Genomic DNA, 14663 nt, shown 5'->3' with positions numbered 1-14663 from the left:
ACGCGGGTGTAGTCCTCGACCTCGCCGACGGCGGCGCGGACGACGTCCACCATCGGGACGGCGTTGCGCCAGCCGCGGGCCGGGAGGGCGCCGGACAGCACGATGAGGTTCTCGGCGTTGCGCCGCATGCGGGTCGCGAGGTGGTCGAGCCGGAACAGCTCCTCCAGCTCCTTGGTCTCGATGTCGCGGCGGCGCTCCATCGCGTCCAGCATGGTGAGCTGCCGGTGCACCAGCGTCTGGGTGCGGCGGGCCAGGCTCAGCAGGACGTCCCGGATGCCGCGGCGCAGTTCCGCCTGCTCGACGGCGGTACGGATCGCGGTCTCCTGGACGGCGTTGAACGCGCGGCCCACCTGCCCGATCTCGTCGGTGCCGAACCGCAGCGGCGGCGCCTCGAGCTCGACGTCCACCTTCTCGCCGTGCCCGAGCCGCTCGACGACGCCGGGCAGCCGCTGCTCGGCCAGTTCCCACGCGGCGCCGCGCAGCCGTTCCAGCTGCCGGACGAGCGCGCGCGCCGTGGTGATCGACACGACGATGGACGCGATGACCGCGAGGAGGCCGAGGCCACCGGCGAGCAGCAGCCGGATGACGACCCAGGCGGCGATGGGAGTGGCGCGCTCCACCAGCCGGTCGCCGGCGTCCTGGATGGACTTGCGCATCTGGGCGAGCGCGGGCTCGGTCGCGTTGCGCCACTGCTCGGCGGTCATGCGGGGGTGCTGCGCCTTCGTCCGCTGGAGGAGCATGTCCTCCAGGGCGCTGACGGTGGTGAGGCGCTTGTTGGCGTTCAGCTCGTCCCAGGCCTGCCGGTCCGCGCCCTCGAGGTCGACCAGGGCGCGCTCGTAGTTGAGGCGCCGGGCGCCGACGGCCTTGGCGATGTCGATCTGGTCGACCGGGGTGATCCGGCCGGACGCGAGGACGCCGGCGACCAGCGCGTCCTCCTGGGACAGCAGCTCCCAGGACCGGTTGACGGCGATCTCCGCGCGCAGGTCGGAGGTGAACCCCTTGTCGTCGAGCGTCGTCGTCCCGTCGTACATGTGGAAGATCGACTCGATGGTGTCGGAGTAGGCGTCGATGATGTGCCGGCGGTCGAAGGCGCCGGCGTCGATCGAGCGGCGGTCGCCGTCGAGCCGGCCGAGCAGCCGGACCATCGCGTCGAGCCGCTGGTCCATCTCGTCGTCGGCGGCGCGGCGGACCGAGCCGCTGCGGGCCTTCTCGACGACGATGGCCCGCTCCTTGTCGGTGCGGGCGCGCTGGGCGGCGAGCAGGTCGGGCCGCCGCTGGCCGGACGCGAGCATGGTCACGGTGAGGCGGCGCTCCTGCTGGAGCTCGACGAGCAGCGGGTCGCTCGGGGCCACGACGCTGTCCAGCGTGCTCACGAAGAGCAGGTTCACGCCCTCGCGCAACGTCACCCAGGCGGCGAAGGCCCACAGCGCGGTCAGCGAGACCAGCAGGGCCGCAATCTTGGTCCGCAGCCGTGAGTTGCGGAAACGCATTATGATCGCCCCAACAATTGTCAAGGTGCCTGCAATGCGAGGTCTTGGGCCCGGCTGCGAGACACTGGTGGCGGTGAGAGCGGGTAGCGCTATGCCGGATGATCGGCAAGGCACCGGTGAACCTTACCAACGCCACCAAACCCACTCAAGGTGAATGGTTTCCGGCTCAGGCGTACAACCAGGTCACCCTCGGACAGGGTGGTGAAATTCACCGCACTGAAACACTCGTGTCACGATGTGCCACACGAAGGGCGCCCAGGACCGCCGCCCGCACGATGGTCGTTGGGCGATATAGGTCTTTATCGTGCCAGAGAGGCGGCTTGCCGGAGTCAACGTCGCCCGGACCGCCGGTCAGGCTCCCCGCAGTGCTCCGCAGGGCCGCCCTGAGGTAGGCGCAGCCCCGCCGGACCGCTCGCTCCGCCGCCTCCCGCACCGCCGGGTCGGGCGCGGCGCCGCCGGACGGGCGGGCCAGCGTCAGGATGTGCACGGCGTAGGCCGTCTCCTCGGCCGTCCCGCACCAGCGCCCCCAGGAACCGTCCGGGCGCTGCTCGCCCAGCACCCACGCGACGGACCGATTCACCGCGTCCGCCGATTCCGGGCCGCCGAACTCGGCCAGCGCCAGGGCGGCGCAAGCGGTCGCGTAGAGCGGCGAAGCGTGCCACCTGTCCTGCCAGCGGCCGTCGGACAACTGCTCGCCGACGAGCCAGGACGCCGCTTTTCGCGCGCTCGCCGCGTAACGGCCGGCCGGGCCGGCGCCGCCGCACTCCAGGTAATGGCCGAACGCCTCAAGCACGTGCGCGTTCGTCGTGACGGACCGTCCGTTCTCTCCGGGCCAGCTACAGAAATGCGTGCTCGTTTCGTACTTCCACAGCAGGTCGGGCGGGTGCGGTTCACCGAGAAGCGACAACGCGTACAGCACGCCGGAACTGGTGTCGGCGTCCGGGGGCAGGCCGGTGCCGCCCGGCGCGCCGTCCTCGCCGAGCGACGCCCGCATCTGGGCGATCAACTCCGGCGGGGCGGCCGGCGCGAGTCCGGTGCGGGCCAGCCAGCCCAGCACCCACCCGCGCTCGAAGTTGGTCACCGGGACGGCGACGGAAACGGGACCGCCGTGCTGCTCGGCGGCGGCCTCCAGATAGCGCCGCGCGGCCTCGTCACCAGGGCCGTCGCCGTCGGGACCGCCGAGCCACGCGGCGGTGGCCGCGGTGGAGGCGCCGACGGTCGCGAACCGCCGCCGCTCGCCCGCCGCCGAGACTTCGCGGACGGCACGCGCCGGTTCCGGCAGCGGCACGGGACGGACCGAACCGGCCCGCCGCGCCGACGCCCCCGCGACCTCCAGGGCGTGCTGGACCTTCAGCGGCACGGCGCCGCCGTTCTCCAGGTGGGCCTTGGCGGCGGCGACGAACGCCCCGTCCATCCCGGCGGGCGGGGCCAGCCGTCCGCCCGTCCACCAGGCGGCGAGGGCGGGGTCGTCGCGGAGCCGGTCGAGGTGCCCGTTGATCGCCTCGATGAGGGCCGGGGTGATGTGCTCGATGGCCGGCATGTCCGGGAAGTCGGCCGCGGCGGCGCCGGCGAGCCGCCGCGCGAGGGACCGCAGGGCGCGTCCGGCGCCGCGGACCACCTCGGCGACGGAGACGCCGGCGGGCCAGCGCCCGCCCTCCGGGGCGAGCACGGAGAGCAGCGCCTCGGTCGCGCTCAGGCTCGGGACGAGCGCGTAGCCCGGGTCGGGCGGCCCCCAGCCGCCGTCGGGCCGCTGCGTGTCGAGAAGGAACCGGATCCTTGCGGCATGTCCGGTCAGCCAGGGGGCGAGGCCCACCAGCCGCCCGGTCTCGTAGACCGACGGGGACGACCGCCCCCACGGGTGGCGGACGAGATCGTCCACCAGCGCGGCGGCGGCCGCGTAAAGATCGTCGGGGTCGGGATCGGCGGCCTCGGCCGTCTCCGGGCCCGCCTCCTCGACGGTCACAGCGACCCCCAGTAGTCGCTCAGCCCGTAGAAGCCCGTACTGAAGCCGATCTGCCGTTCGAGGTAGGCCACCGCCTCGGGGCAGTCGTCCCGCAGCGGCCCGACGCGCTCGCGGCAGCGGGCCACGATCTCGTCGATCCGCGCGGTGATCTGGGCACGTTCCACCCCGAGCATCTGCGCGTTCAGGTCACCCCAGGTGACGTCCCGCTCGTAGGTGGCGAGGTCGTTGAGCAGCCGCAGCACCTGCTGGACGTCCCGGCTCGCGGCCTGCAGCTCGCCGATGTGGTCGAGGACGCCCTGGTCGGCGTGCACGATCCAGTGCGAGATGTTGACCCAGGCCGAGCCGTAGTTGTCGGCGTTGTCCAGGTACTCGTCGAACGTCGGCCACGAGGCCACGTCGACCGACTTCCACGTCAGCTCGCGGGCCCCGGCGTGCAGCAGCCGCGCCAGTTGCGCCAGCCAGTCGTCGCGCAGCGCCGCGAAGGCGGGCGCCCCGGCCGCCTCGTCCCGGATGTCGGCGAGGAACCGGGTGAGCCCGTCGCCCGGCGTCGGCGGCGCCCCCTCCGCGACGGCGAGGCAGCGCTGGTTGATGTCGTCCACCTCGTCCCGGGACGTCGCGACATGGTCCACCAGCCAGTCCAGGCCGAAGATCCACAGCGAGGTGCGCGCCGCCATCCGGATCCCGGACGCGGTGAGCCACGGCGACCCGAACGCGTTCGCGCAGGCGACGGCGTTGAACAGGGTCTCGTCGATCGGCTTGACGTCGAACAGGTCCGGATAGGTCTCCGCGCATTTCGCCAGGTCGCGGGCGCACTTCACGGCCTGCGCCATGACGGCGCCGTCGTGCCGCGCGCCCTGCAGGGCGTCGGGCGCCGCGGGGCCGCCGGGACGCGGAGGCGCCTTTTCCGCCGCCGTCACGCGTTCCGCCCGACCGGGGTCAGCGTCATCTCCATCGACTCCCGCGGCCGCAGCGTCGCGCCGATGCGCGGCATGGCGGGGATCGCGTCGGACAGGGCCGGGCGGAACCGGCTCAGGATGCTCGTCAGGATCATCCGCGCCTCGACGTCGAACACGTGCCGGCCGATGCACTGGTGCGGGCCCCCGCCGAAGGGGAAGTAGGCGTAGCGGTGCCGCCTGCGCGAGTTCTCCGGCGTGAACCGCTCCGGGTCGAACTCCAGCGGGCGCTCCCACACCGACGCCAGCCGGTGCGTGAGGAACGGGCTGATGAGCACCGGGTCGCCCGGCTCGATGTGCACGCCGCCGAGGATCGTCGGCGCGGTCGCCATGCGCGGGAACATCCAGCCCACCGGGTACAGGCGCAGCAGCTCCTGGACGACCTGCGACACGTACGGCAGCCTCGGAAGATGGTCCGGGCGGACGGGCTCGGCGCCCACCACTCCCTCGATCTCCTCGACCAGCCGGTCCAGGACCACCGGGTGGTCGTGCAGCAGCGGCCACAGCCAGGTCAGCGCCAGCGTCGTGGTCTCGGTGCTGGTCGCGAACATCGCGAGCAGGTTGTCGCGGATCCACTTGTCGTCCGGCGGGGCGCCGTCCTCGGTCCGGGCCTGGCAGAGCGCGGTGAAGATGTCGCTGCCGTCGCCCGGATCGTCCCGGTAGCGCGCCACCAGCTCGAACAGGACCTCGTCCATCACCTGCACGGCGTCCTTGAACGCCCGGTCGCCCGGCATCGGGAGCACGCGCGGCAGGAACGGCAGCAGGAAGCGGACCGAGATCGACGTCGCGATCTGGTCGAACGTCGGGATCAGCTGGTTGGCCTCGACCGGGGAGATCTTGTCGCCGAACAGGACCTTGATCACGGTCTCGTTGACGATCCGGCTCATCTCCGGCAGCACGTCGATCGGCCGTCCCGCGCGGGCGGGCTCCTCCAGCTTGCCGACGGCGTCGTTGATCGCATCCGCCATCAGCCCGGTGAGCCGGTTGACGTTGCGGGTGGTGAAGACCGGCTGCAGCACCCGCTTGCTGTGCTCCCACTCGGCGCCCTCGGACAGGATGCTGTCGCCCATCAGCTCGCGCAGCGGCCTCCAGAACACCCCGTCCCGCTGGAAGATCTCCGACTCGCGCCGCAGGACCTGCTGGATGTGGTCGGGATGGGTGACCAGGTAGGGGTGGGACGCACCGAGGTCGAGCCGGATGAGCCGGCCGTCCCCCTCCGTGCTGATCCGCTCCAGCTGGCGAAGTGGGTCGCGGACGAAGCCGGCGACCGTGCGGTAAAGGGGGAAGTTCTTCGCCTTCTGGACTGGGACGGCGCCGACGTCAACGGACATTTACCGACTGCCCCTCGATGTTGAGTTGGAGTACCAGTGCTCGCGGTTGGCCGTTCCGGGGGCATGGGGGCGCCCGGGACGCACGGCGCCCCTCGCGGTGGGATGCCGTGAATGAGTGATTCGGGCTTTGTGGGAAGGTTGCGGTGTTATGTAGCTTTCTGTGGGAGTATCACATGATCAATTAACAACGGCAAGGCTTCGCCCGGTAGAAATCTCAACCTTTCCGACGTGACCCTTATCACTTGCCCGCTGTGTTGTCTCATTGTCCGAGTCGGCCTTACAGGCACGCAGAAGAGGCCCGCGAAAAGGACTTTCGCCGGCGCGTGAGAACACGGAGAGTGACGCCCGCTAAATGGAGCTCTCTTCCGGTTTATACCGAATTACTGTGCCCCGTGGTCGATCGGGACCAGATCGGGCCACGCCACTCGCCCCGCCACTCTGACCTTGCCGGTCACTCTGCGTGATCCGCAGCGGACCACCACGGGGTAGCTGCCGGGCGCCGCGTCGCGCCTCACGACGGTCGAGTGGTCCACGGCCCGCCCGGCGAACGCTTCGGAAGTGGCGGCCACCGTGCCCCTGCATCCCGGCACCGAAAGCCGGATCCGCTCACCGGGCCGCGCGGCGGCGGGCTCCACCGAGACCGGACCGTCCCCGTGCGCCGTCGCCCGCCCCGTCGCCGGAGCCAGCATGCCCGCCGCGACGAGCGCTGTTCCCAACACGGTGACGCTGAGCAGACGCAACGACGACTCCCTCGCTCGGGGGTGTGACGTCCGGCACTTTAGCCCCTTGGCCCGGTTTGGGGCACCGCTTCCCTTCGTCCGGTGGCCACCCCGTCCCACGTGAGCGTCACCAGGGCGAGCCAGACCAGCAGGAACCCCGCCCACCGGCTCGGCGGCATCTCCTCGTGCTGCACGAAAAGCCCGATGGCGAACTGCAGCACCGGCGCCAGGTACTGCAGCATGCCGATGACGCTCAGCGGCAGCCTGACGGCCGCCGCGTTGAAGAGCATCAACGGCACGGCCGTCACGATCCCGGCCCCGGCCAGCAGCACCGCGTGCCCCGCCCCGTGATGCCCGAAGGTCGCCTCGCCCCGTCCCTCCAGCAGCAGCACGAACCCCAGCGCCGGCAGGAACGTCACCGCCGTCTCGACCGCCAGGCTCTCCGCCGAGGGCATGTCGGCGAACTTCTTCAGCAGCCCGTACACCGCGAATGCGGACGCCAGCACCAGCGCGATCCAGGGCGGCCGCCCGTAGTCGACGGTCAGCGCGACCACCGCGGCCATCCCCATCCCGACCGCCGCCCACTGCCACGGCCGCAGCCGCTCCCGGAAGATCACCACGCCGAACAGCACGCTGATCAGCGGGTTGATGAAGTACCCGAGCGCGGACTCGATCGTGTGCCCGGTGTTGACGGCGTAGATGTACGTTCCCCAGTTGACGCTGATCACCAGCGCCGCCAGCGTCAGCAGCACGCCCCGCCGCCATCCCAGCGTCCGCAGCCACCCCCGGCTCCGCCGCACGGCCAGCACCGCGACCACCGCGACCAGCGACCACATGATCCGGTGCGCGAGGATCTCGCCGGCCCCCGCCGGCTTCAGCAGCGGCCAGTAGAGCGGGAACAGCCCCCACAGCACGTACGCCGCGACCCCGCACACCACTCCCCGCTTCACCGAGGCAACATATCAGCAGGTAATTAACCAAAAGGAACAACGCTCCTGACGAGCGGAACCAGCGGCCTGACCCCCACCACGAGATCCTCGACGTGGCTGGCGGCTACTGCGGGACCGGCGGCACGGGCCTCTCCTGCCCGGTCGGCGTAGCCCCCGCCGAGTAGCGCTGGTCGCTCCAGCTTCTGCAAAGTCCAGATTCGCCGCCTCCCAGGTCATAGCATCGATGCTATGGCCTGGGGTACTGTGGAGCTTGAGCCGGAGGTGCGGGAGTGGTTGGAAGGTCTACCGACCGCGCATTTCGCTACGGCGGCGTTCTACATCGACTTGCTCGCTGATGAGGGAGTGCTGCTTGGGGAGCCGTACACGCGACAGCTTGATGGCAAGTTGAGGGAGTTGCGTTTCCACCTCGACGCCCAGGCCGTACGTGTGACCTACTGGATCGCTTCTGGCAGACGAATCGTTCTGCTCACGGTGTTCCACAAGACGCGCATGCGAGAAGATCGAGAGGTGGAGCGCGCTCGAAGGGCGCTGCGGCTGTGCGTGGCCGAGGCGCACTCGGCGGAGGCTGAGGAAGGTGAGGTCGATGGGTGATCGGGCGGACTGGAGTGCGCTGCGCGAGCGCCGCATGTCCGAACCTGGTGCTGCCGAGGCGTACGACGTTGCTCGCTTGGCCTATGAACTGGGGCGGAGTGTTCGGGCACTTCGTGAGGAGCGTGGCTGGAGTCAGAGCGAACTGGCCAGGGGGGCGGAGATGACCCAGTCGGCCGTGGCCCGGTTCGAAGCCGGCGGCACCGTCCCGACACTGGCGGTCCTCGAACGCCTGGCCCGAGCTCTCGGTGTCGAACTCGTCGTCAAACTGCGGAGTCCGGCCGCCTAAGACGGCGACCATGTGCAGAGACGGGTACCACCAGCAGTACCTGCACAAGAATCCGAACGGCTGCCGGTGTATTGCGATGCTCGCGGTGGTGCGCACCCTCATCTAGAGCTCCATGCCGATAACGACTCCTCCGCCAGGCCGGGGCGTAGGGCGCACGGTGGCATGGTTGAACGGTTGCCGCCGCCTGCGCTCTAGAGGCGGGTGGCCGTCTGGATCAGTCCGGCGAGGGCCAGGGACCGGCTGTGCGGCGGCCAGGCGATCACGGTGGTGACGGTCGGCGCGTCCAGGATCGGCACGAAGGCCAGGTCGCGGCGGAGATGGCTCCGGGCGGTCTCCGGCAGTAGAGCCACCGCCCTGCCCAGCGCGATCAGCTGCAGGAGCTGGGCGTGGTCGTGCACCTCGGGTCCCGGGCCGTCGGGGTAGCCGCCGTCGAAGTGCGGCCAGCGTGGCAGCGGGAGGTCGGCGATGTCGGCCATGCGCAGGTCCGTACGGCCTTCGAGGGGATGGTCTTTCGGCAGGACCAGGATCTGGCCCTCGGTGCTCAGCTCCTCGGTGTCCAGGCCGGTCGTCGAGTCGAACGGCCTGTGCAGCAGTCCCACGTCGGCCCGGCCGTCGCGGAGCAGCCGCTCCTGCTCTCCGATTCCGCACAGCAGGACCTCGACGGCGACCGCGCCGGGCTCGGCGGCGTAGGCGTCCAGGAGTTTCGGCAGCAGCTCACCCGACGCCCCGGCCTTGGTGACGAGCACCAGTTTCGGCTCCGTGGCGGCGGCGCGGCGGGTGCGGCGGCCGGCGGCGTCGACCGCGTCGAGGGCAGCCCGGCCCTCTCTGAGCAGGACCTTTCCGGCCTCGGTGAGTCCGACGGTACGGCTGGTGCGTTCGAGAAGCCGAACGCCCAGGCGGCGTTCCAGCTGCTTGATCGCCCGCGAGAGGGGCGGCTGGGCGATCCCGAGGCGCTCGGCGGCGCGGCCGAAATGGAGTTCCTCGGCGACGGCGACGAAGTACCGCAACTCTCGCGTCTCCATGCTCTCACCGTACCGGGGGATCAATACCCGCGAGGTATCGAACGCTACCCAAGCGGTGTTGGAGTGCTCCCGGCCGTACGGCCAGGATTTCGGGTATGAGCGAACAGACGATCACACTGATCACCGGTGCCAACAAGGGAATCGGATACGAGATCGCCGTCGGGCTCGGCGCCCTCGGCCACACCGTCGGCGTGGCGGCCAGGTCCCCGGAGCGGCTCTCGGCGGCCGTCGAGAAACTCCGCGCCGAGGGGGTCGACGCGTTCGCGGTACCCCTGGACGTGACCTCCGACGAGAGCGTCACCGCCGCGGCCTCCCTGCTCTCCGAGCGTTTCGGAAGGCTCGACGTGCTGGTCAACAATGCCGGGGTGACCGGTGGGATGCCACAGACGCCCACGACCGTCGACCCCGCGACCATGCGAACGGTCGTGGAGACCAACGTGATCGGCGTCATCCGCGTCACCAACGCCATGCTGCCGCTGCTCAGGCGGTCCGCCGCACCGCGAATCGTGAACATGTCCAGCAGCGTCGGGTCTCTCACCCGCCAGAGTTCTCAGTCCGGCGTGGAGGCCGTAGGCCCGATCTCCGCCGCCTACGCGCCCTCCAAGACCTTCCTCAACGCCGTGACCCTCCAGTACGCCAAGGAACTGCACGACACCAACATCCTGATCAACGCCGCCTGCCCCGGCTACTGCGCGACCGATCTCAACGGCTTCCGCGGCATCCGCACCGCCCAACAAGGCGCCGCCATAGCCATCCACCTGGCCACCCTGCCTGACAACGGCCCGACCGGCTCCTTCTTCGAAGACGCCGGCGTGGTGCCCTGGTAACTCGTCGACCACACTGGCCCTCCATCACGCTGAGTTTTCTGAACACAGGCACCCGGGACTCTCGCCCTGGTCGTCGAAAACGGCATTTCAGTGGGCCAAGCATTTGAAACTGCTGCCGATCGGACAATTTCCTGGCTGGAGGATCCCCGCACCCTGTGCTGGTGGCGTGCCCGGGCTGCACTGCCATCACCCTCAGCTTCTCCTGTGCTGGTACTCGAGCCGTTGGAGGATCGTGCGGTCAAGCGGGTGGCCCGCATCGGTCATATGAACGGACATGTCTGTTTGGCTTGGGTGATCTTGGGATAGGTAGGTCTCGAAGCTTGCCAGTAGACGGCGGCGAGATCTTGGGGGGTCTGCCGCCGGACCGCCCCGGGAGTCTGCATGGCTGGACATCGAGTTCTTCGCGTCACCGCTTGGACCGCCGCCTTCTCCGGCCTGCTGCTCATGCCATCCGCCGCCACCGCGGCGGCCCCGGAATGGGAGAAGGTGCCCACTCCGACTCTCGACGGTCTCGGGGTGGTGACCGAGATAGCGGCGGCCGGGCCGCGGGCCGCGTGGGCGGCCGGGATCGAGGACGCGTCGTCGAGTGGAAAACCCGTCATGCTCGCCTGGAATGGTCGGCAGTGGCAGCGCCAGGAGCTGCCGCCGGGCACGGGCCAGGTCGTCGACCTCGCCACCGCCGGACCGCGGAACGCCTGGGGCATCTACCTGAACGAGCGCGGCTCGCCGGCACTGCATTGGAACGGCACCGCTTGGCGCAGGGTCGGTTACCCGGCCGGGGTCCGGCCCACCATGCCGTCACCCCTGCCCACGTATCTGCAGATCGTCTCGGCGGCGCCCGGTGGACCGGCCTGGTCGGTCGGGTACGACTTGCAGGCGAAGAAGGCCGTCGCCCTGCGTTTCCAGAACGGACGATGGGTGCGCCGGAAGACTCCGGTGCCGATGGTCAGTGCCTCCACCGTCGCCGTCCGGTCGGCGAAGGACATCTGGATCGCCTGCACCTGCGACATCCCGGGGGCCGGTCCGACTGAGGCCATGCTGCAATGGAACGGCACCAAGTGGAGCACGATTCGGTACCCGTCCAAGGAGCAGACCTACATCGCGAAGATCGCGCCCGTCTCGGCCACGAGCGTCTGGGCCTACCGTGCCAACACCAGCTATGCGGCTCCCGAGCTCATGCACTGGGACGGCGAGAGCTGGACGTCGACGACGATCCCCGCGTCCCCGTTCGCCTATCACTTCCCCACGCTCGCCAGCGATGGTGACCAGGGCGCCTGGGTCTCGGTGAGCACGGTCGACGACGACAAGAGCTACCTGCACTACAGCGGCGGTAGCTGGACCACCGAAAGCGGCGCGGGACGCCCTGGCACCGCCGTCTGGATCCGTGACCTGGCCCGAGTACCGGGAACGCGCTCGATCTGGTCGACCGGCCTGCCTAGTTCCCTCGCCGGCGCCCCTTTCATAGAGCGCAGACGCTGACCACGCGGCCGCCCGGGTCCAGGTCCTTCCAGTCCGCTCAGTCAGTATGATCGCGCGATGTCGCTCGCAGCGCGGTGGATCCGGCCGCTGATGGTGGTCACGGCGGTCGGTTTCGCGGGCGCGGCCTACGCGATCCGGGCCGCGCTGGACGGGCCCGTCGAGCAGTACTCAGGCGCCGCGCTGTCCGCCGCCATCGTCTACACGATAGTGATCTTCATAAGGCCGTCGATCTCCCCACTGGCTGCCGGCGCTGCTGCGATCGCCTATTGCTGGCTCATTGAGTTCGCACAGCTCACGCCTGTACCGGAGGCGCTTTCCCAACGCGGCTGGATCGTGCGCCAGCTGCTAGGAGGCCGGTTCGACCCGGTTGATGTCGCCTGGTATCCCGTCGGCGTTGTTCCTTTGGTCGCCGCGCACTAGTTTTTTCGGGCCCGCGCACATTCTCGAGCAGAGCCGACGTCCGTCGAGCTTTAGCCGAGCCTTTCGTTCCGGCGGGGTGGTTGCGGCAATTCCGTGTCGGCTGTCGCTCGGTCTGGACGCCCTGCTCGGCCCTGAGCGACGAGGCGTCGCAAGGACGGCCCTTGCCGCTGCGTTGTCACAGCAGCGCGCGCTCGGACGGTCGCAAGAGAAAAGCGTTTCAGAGCGCGTGCAAAGGAGACTCCCTTATGAGCCCCGTCACTGGCCGGCAGCTTGCCCGCAGGGCAGGTATCGCGGCTTTCTGCCTCGGGCAGTTGTGCTTCGCGGGCGGCATCTCAAGCCTGATCGTCAACGGCGCCAGCGGCGGCATTCGCGCGTGATCTGTGGCTGAGCTACCTGCGGGCTGTGCTTGGGGCCGATTCCGAGCGGGTCAGGACGGATGCCATGCTCATTGCTGGTCCGCAGAGAACACGCGCAGGGGGGGAGGCAGGTCGATGACCTCGGCGAAGGTGCTCTACGTGGTCGTGTGCGGGGCTGGTGCGGCGTCCGATCTGGAGGCTTTCGTGCGGCTGGCCCAAGGCGCGGGCTGGCATGTCCGGGTGATCGCGACCCCCATGGGGGCCAAGTTCCTGGACATGGACCGGCTCGCGGCCCTGACCGGCGGGCCGGTGCGGACCGACTTCCGGCAGCCGCACGAGACGTCGAACGGGCTGCCTCCCGCGGACGCGATCGTGGTGGCTCCGGCCACGTTCAACACGATCAACAAATGGGCGCTCGGCATCACGGACACGGTCGCGGTCGGCATGCTGTGCGAGCACCTCGGCATGGGCGTGCCGATACTCGCGGTCCCGCAGGTCAAGGCGGAACTGGCCACCCACGTGGCCTTCGGGCGGAACCTGGACGCCCTCCGCTCGATGGGCGCGCACATCCTTTTCGCCCCGGCCGCCCCTTCACATGCGCGCATGCCGAGTTGGCAGGACATCCTCACCGAGTTGAACGGCATCCTCGACGGCTGAGCTGCCTATGTCCGCAGGGATTGGTCAGTCGCCAGTGGGGGAGTCGATCACGATGGCCTCGCCATCGCGCAGCGTGTGGTGGGCGATGCCCTGGGAGCGGTAGTGGTCAGCGACAGCTCCTAGGATCTCGGTCTCGGGATGTCCGGGGGAGTCGATGTGCGGCACCACGACGTAGTCGAGGACGGCCAGGCCGTCGAAGCGGGCCGGTGCGCCATAGGCGCTGTGCACAGCCTGGGGACTGTCGCATCGCTCCAGCCCGTGTAGGTCTGGGGCCAGGACGCAGGCGCCGGCGCTGTAACCCGCATAGACGACAGCGTCCTGTTGCAGGAGCTCGGTTATGGCGCGGTCGGCGCCACTCTTCGCCAGAGCGTGACGGAGGACGAACACGTTGCCTCCGCGGACCCAGAGGAGAGGGAAACCTCGGAGCGCGGCAGCGACGCGGCTTGGGTCCTGGTCGAAGTACGTCCGCAGATCGACTTCGACAGGTCGGAGGCCGAGGGCGGTCAGAGCGTGGATCTCTTGCTCGACCGCGGCTCGGCGCTCGGTGCCGGGCAGGGCGTCGACGGCGTTTGCGATCACCGCCGTCCGGGCCCCGGCGGGACTCTCCAGCAGTCGCAGCATCCGTTCCGGATGCTGTCCGGTCCGCCAGGAGGACAGATACATGCGCACCCGAGAACCCTAGGACGCCCCTACCCGGGCGAGCGTCCTGCGCGTCTCCTCTCTTAGGGGAGATGCCTGGGCGCCGAGGTTGGGTGAGAATGTCCAGCCGGACCTCTGGAGGGATGATGGCGGAAGACTTGCCGGCATGGGTCCGGCTCTCCGATTCGGATCAGGATGGGGCCTGGCGTGCCTTCGAGGAGTTGACGTCGTTTCGTCCCTCTGGCCGGCCGGATCCGCGGAGGGGCATCCTGGAGCCTTCCCCGTCGGTGACGTGGGATCTTGCCCGGGAACGTCCTACTCTCTCAGAGTGGCACTGGTACCTCGCCGTTGAGCCTGGCGACGTCAACGTCCTGTTCCATGAAGCCTTCAAGGCTTGCGTCGATCGGGACGAGTGGCTCTACGTCATGGACTGGACGCACCCTAGCTACCGCTTCTGGCCGCACCGCCTGAGCGAGCCGGAGGACTACAACTCCTGGGTCGTCCCCGTCTTTCCTGACGACGACTACTACATCTTCCTGTCGCAGGATCTCTCGTTCGGGACGTTCGGACATCCGTGGGAGGCCAGCCTCTGCGCCTACGGTGAACGACTCTTGGAGGCTGTCGAGGCGCGGAACACCGGCGTCCTGAGCAGCGTCCTCCGTCGCAATGGGCTCTGAGGAGTCGGCGCCGGGGGTCAGCGCAGCGCCATTCCCCACGCGTAGCGGCTGAAGCCATCATGCGCCGCAAGGCGTCGACGTCGGTTGCCGCGCTCATCGGCTTCTTTCTCTGCAGACGACAGAGCGTCGCCTGGACTGTGACCCTCCGGTGGGTGCTTTCGAACCCTATAGCGAGGTTCTCGGTACCCGGCGGGTCACGACAGCGGGTCAGGGATGCTGGTGAGTCGCTGGAGCCTGGATTGCGGCTCCTTGGCAGTGTGGGTATTGGACAGGTCGTGTGTGGCGGTTTGTGTTCTTTTGGGG

The 14663-nt window shown here is 69.5% G+C and carries 16 protein-coding genes; 8 read left to right on the top strand and 8 right to left on the bottom strand.

Going from position 1 to position 14663, the window contains the following annotated elements:
• The 6 genes from AB0C87_RS38155 to rarD form a co-directional block, all read right to left on the bottom strand.
• Window positions 1–1490, bottom strand: a 1490-nt coding sequence (locus AB0C87_RS38155; protein WP_360581634.1) for a nitrate- and nitrite sensing domain-containing protein, incomplete at its 3' end; no start/stop codon positions are given.
• A gap of 208 nt (window positions 1491–1698) precedes the next feature.
• Complete coding sequence (locus AB0C87_RS38150; RefSeq protein ID WP_360581633.1) at window positions 1699–3453, bottom strand: prenyltransferase/squalene oxidase repeat-containing protein; 1755 nt, start codon at window positions 3451–3453, stop codon at window positions 1699–1701.
• On the bottom strand, window positions 3450–4370 hold the full coding sequence (locus tag AB0C87_RS38145; protein ID WP_360581632.1) for a terpene synthase family protein: 921 nt from the start codon (window positions 4368–4370) through the stop codon (window positions 3450–3452). Before AB0C87_RS38145 ends, AB0C87_RS38150 begins: the two co-directional genes overlap by 4 nt.
• Window positions 4367–5737 carry a cytochrome P450 gene (locus AB0C87_RS38140; RefSeq protein ID WP_345178245.1) on the bottom strand — a complete coding sequence of 457 codons (1371 nt, stop codon included), beginning with the start codon at window positions 5735–5737 and terminating at the stop codon, window positions 4367–4369. Before AB0C87_RS38140 ends, AB0C87_RS38145 begins: the two co-directional genes overlap by 4 nt.
• Window positions 5738–6117: 380 nt before the next feature.
• A complete protein-coding gene (locus AB0C87_RS38135) occupies window positions 6118–6477 on the bottom strand; it encodes a hypothetical protein (RefSeq protein WP_360581631.1) in 360 nt (119 codons plus the stop codon).
• A 38-nt stretch (window positions 6478–6515) separates the two neighbouring features.
• On the bottom strand, window positions 6516–7406 hold the full coding sequence (rarD, locus tag AB0C87_RS38130; RefSeq protein ID WP_360581630.1) for an EamA family transporter RarD: 891 nt from the start codon (window positions 7404–7406) through the stop codon (window positions 6516–6518).
• Window positions 7407–7634: 228 nt separating this feature from the next.
• Here rarD and AB0C87_RS38125 point away from each other — a divergent pair, with 228 nt between their 5' ends.
• Both AB0C87_RS38125 and AB0C87_RS38120 read left to right on the top strand, forming a co-directional pair.
• Window positions 7635–7997: a type II toxin-antitoxin system RelE/ParE family toxin gene (locus AB0C87_RS38125; RefSeq protein ID WP_360581629.1), complete on the top strand. Its 363-nt coding sequence runs from the start codon at window positions 7635–7637 to the stop codon at window positions 7995–7997.
• Entirely contained in the window at window positions 7990–8283 is a 294-nt protein-coding gene (locus tag AB0C87_RS38120) for a helix-turn-helix domain-containing protein (RefSeq protein ID WP_353831472.1), read from the top strand. The genes AB0C87_RS38125 and AB0C87_RS38120 overlap by 8 nt, the downstream gene beginning before the upstream one ends.
• A gap of 191 nt (window positions 8284–8474) precedes the next feature.
• Here AB0C87_RS38120 and AB0C87_RS38115 read toward each other — a convergent pair whose 3' ends face one another.
• The gene (locus tag AB0C87_RS38115) at window positions 8475–9305 is read right to left on the bottom strand and encodes a LysR family transcriptional regulator (RefSeq protein WP_345178250.1); all 831 of its coding nucleotides are present in this window, start codon (window positions 9303–9305) and stop codon (window positions 8475–8477) included.
• Window positions 9306–9400: 95 nt separating this feature from the next.
• On the opposite strand from AB0C87_RS38115, the gene AB0C87_RS38110 reads away from it, so the two are divergent.
• The 5 genes from AB0C87_RS38110 to AB0C87_RS38090 all read left to right on the top strand — a co-directional run bounded on the left by AB0C87_RS38110 (window position 9401) and on the right by AB0C87_RS38090 (window position 13044).
• On the top strand, window positions 9401–10132 hold the full coding sequence (locus AB0C87_RS38110) for an SDR family oxidoreductase (RefSeq protein ID WP_360581628.1): 732 nt from the start codon (window positions 9401–9403) through the stop codon (window positions 10130–10132).
• Window positions 10133–10513: 381 nt separating this feature from the next.
• Window positions 10514–11611, top strand: a complete 1098-nt coding sequence (locus AB0C87_RS38105) for a hypothetical protein (protein ID WP_360581627.1) — start codon at window positions 10514–10516, stop codon at window positions 11609–11611.
• 57 nt (window positions 11612–11668) lie between these two features.
• The gene (locus AB0C87_RS38100) at window positions 11669–12031 is read left to right on the top strand and encodes a DUF2809 domain-containing protein (protein ID WP_360581626.1); all 363 of its coding nucleotides are present in this window, start codon (window positions 11669–11671) and stop codon (window positions 12029–12031) included.
• A 245-nt stretch (window positions 12032–12276) separates the two neighbouring features.
• Complete coding sequence (locus AB0C87_RS38095; protein WP_360581625.1) at window positions 12277–12408, top strand: hypothetical protein; 132 nt, start codon at window positions 12277–12279, stop codon at window positions 12406–12408.
• A 114-nt stretch (window positions 12409–12522) separates the two neighbouring features.
• Window positions 12523–13044, top strand: a complete 522-nt coding sequence (locus AB0C87_RS38090) for a flavoprotein (RefSeq protein WP_353831468.1) — start codon at window positions 12523–12525, stop codon at window positions 13042–13044.
• Window positions 13045–13068: 24 nt separating this feature from the next.
• Here the strand turns inward: AB0C87_RS38090 and AB0C87_RS38085 are convergent, their stop codons facing one another.
• A complete protein-coding gene (locus tag AB0C87_RS38085) occupies window positions 13069–13707 on the bottom strand; it encodes a Type 1 glutamine amidotransferase-like domain-containing protein (protein WP_360581636.1) in 639 nt (212 codons plus the stop codon).
• Between the two features lie 95 nt (window positions 13708–13802).
• Between AB0C87_RS38085 and AB0C87_RS38080 the strand changes: the two genes are divergently transcribed.
• On the top strand, window positions 13803–14360 hold the full coding sequence (locus tag AB0C87_RS38080) for a DUF2716 domain-containing protein (RefSeq protein ID WP_360581624.1): 558 nt from the start codon (window positions 13803–13805) through the stop codon (window positions 14358–14360).
• The last annotated feature ends 303 nt before the right edge of the window (window positions 14361–14663 follow it).

It is taken from the genome of Actinomadura sp. NPDC048021 (assembly GCF_040653135.1).
Lineage (GTDB): Bacteria > Actinomycetota > Actinomycetes > Streptosporangiales > Streptosporangiaceae > Spirillospora > Spirillospora verrucosospora.
Note: the sequence above shows the minus strand (reverse complement) of the source record. Positions and strands in the feature narration are given on the sequence as shown.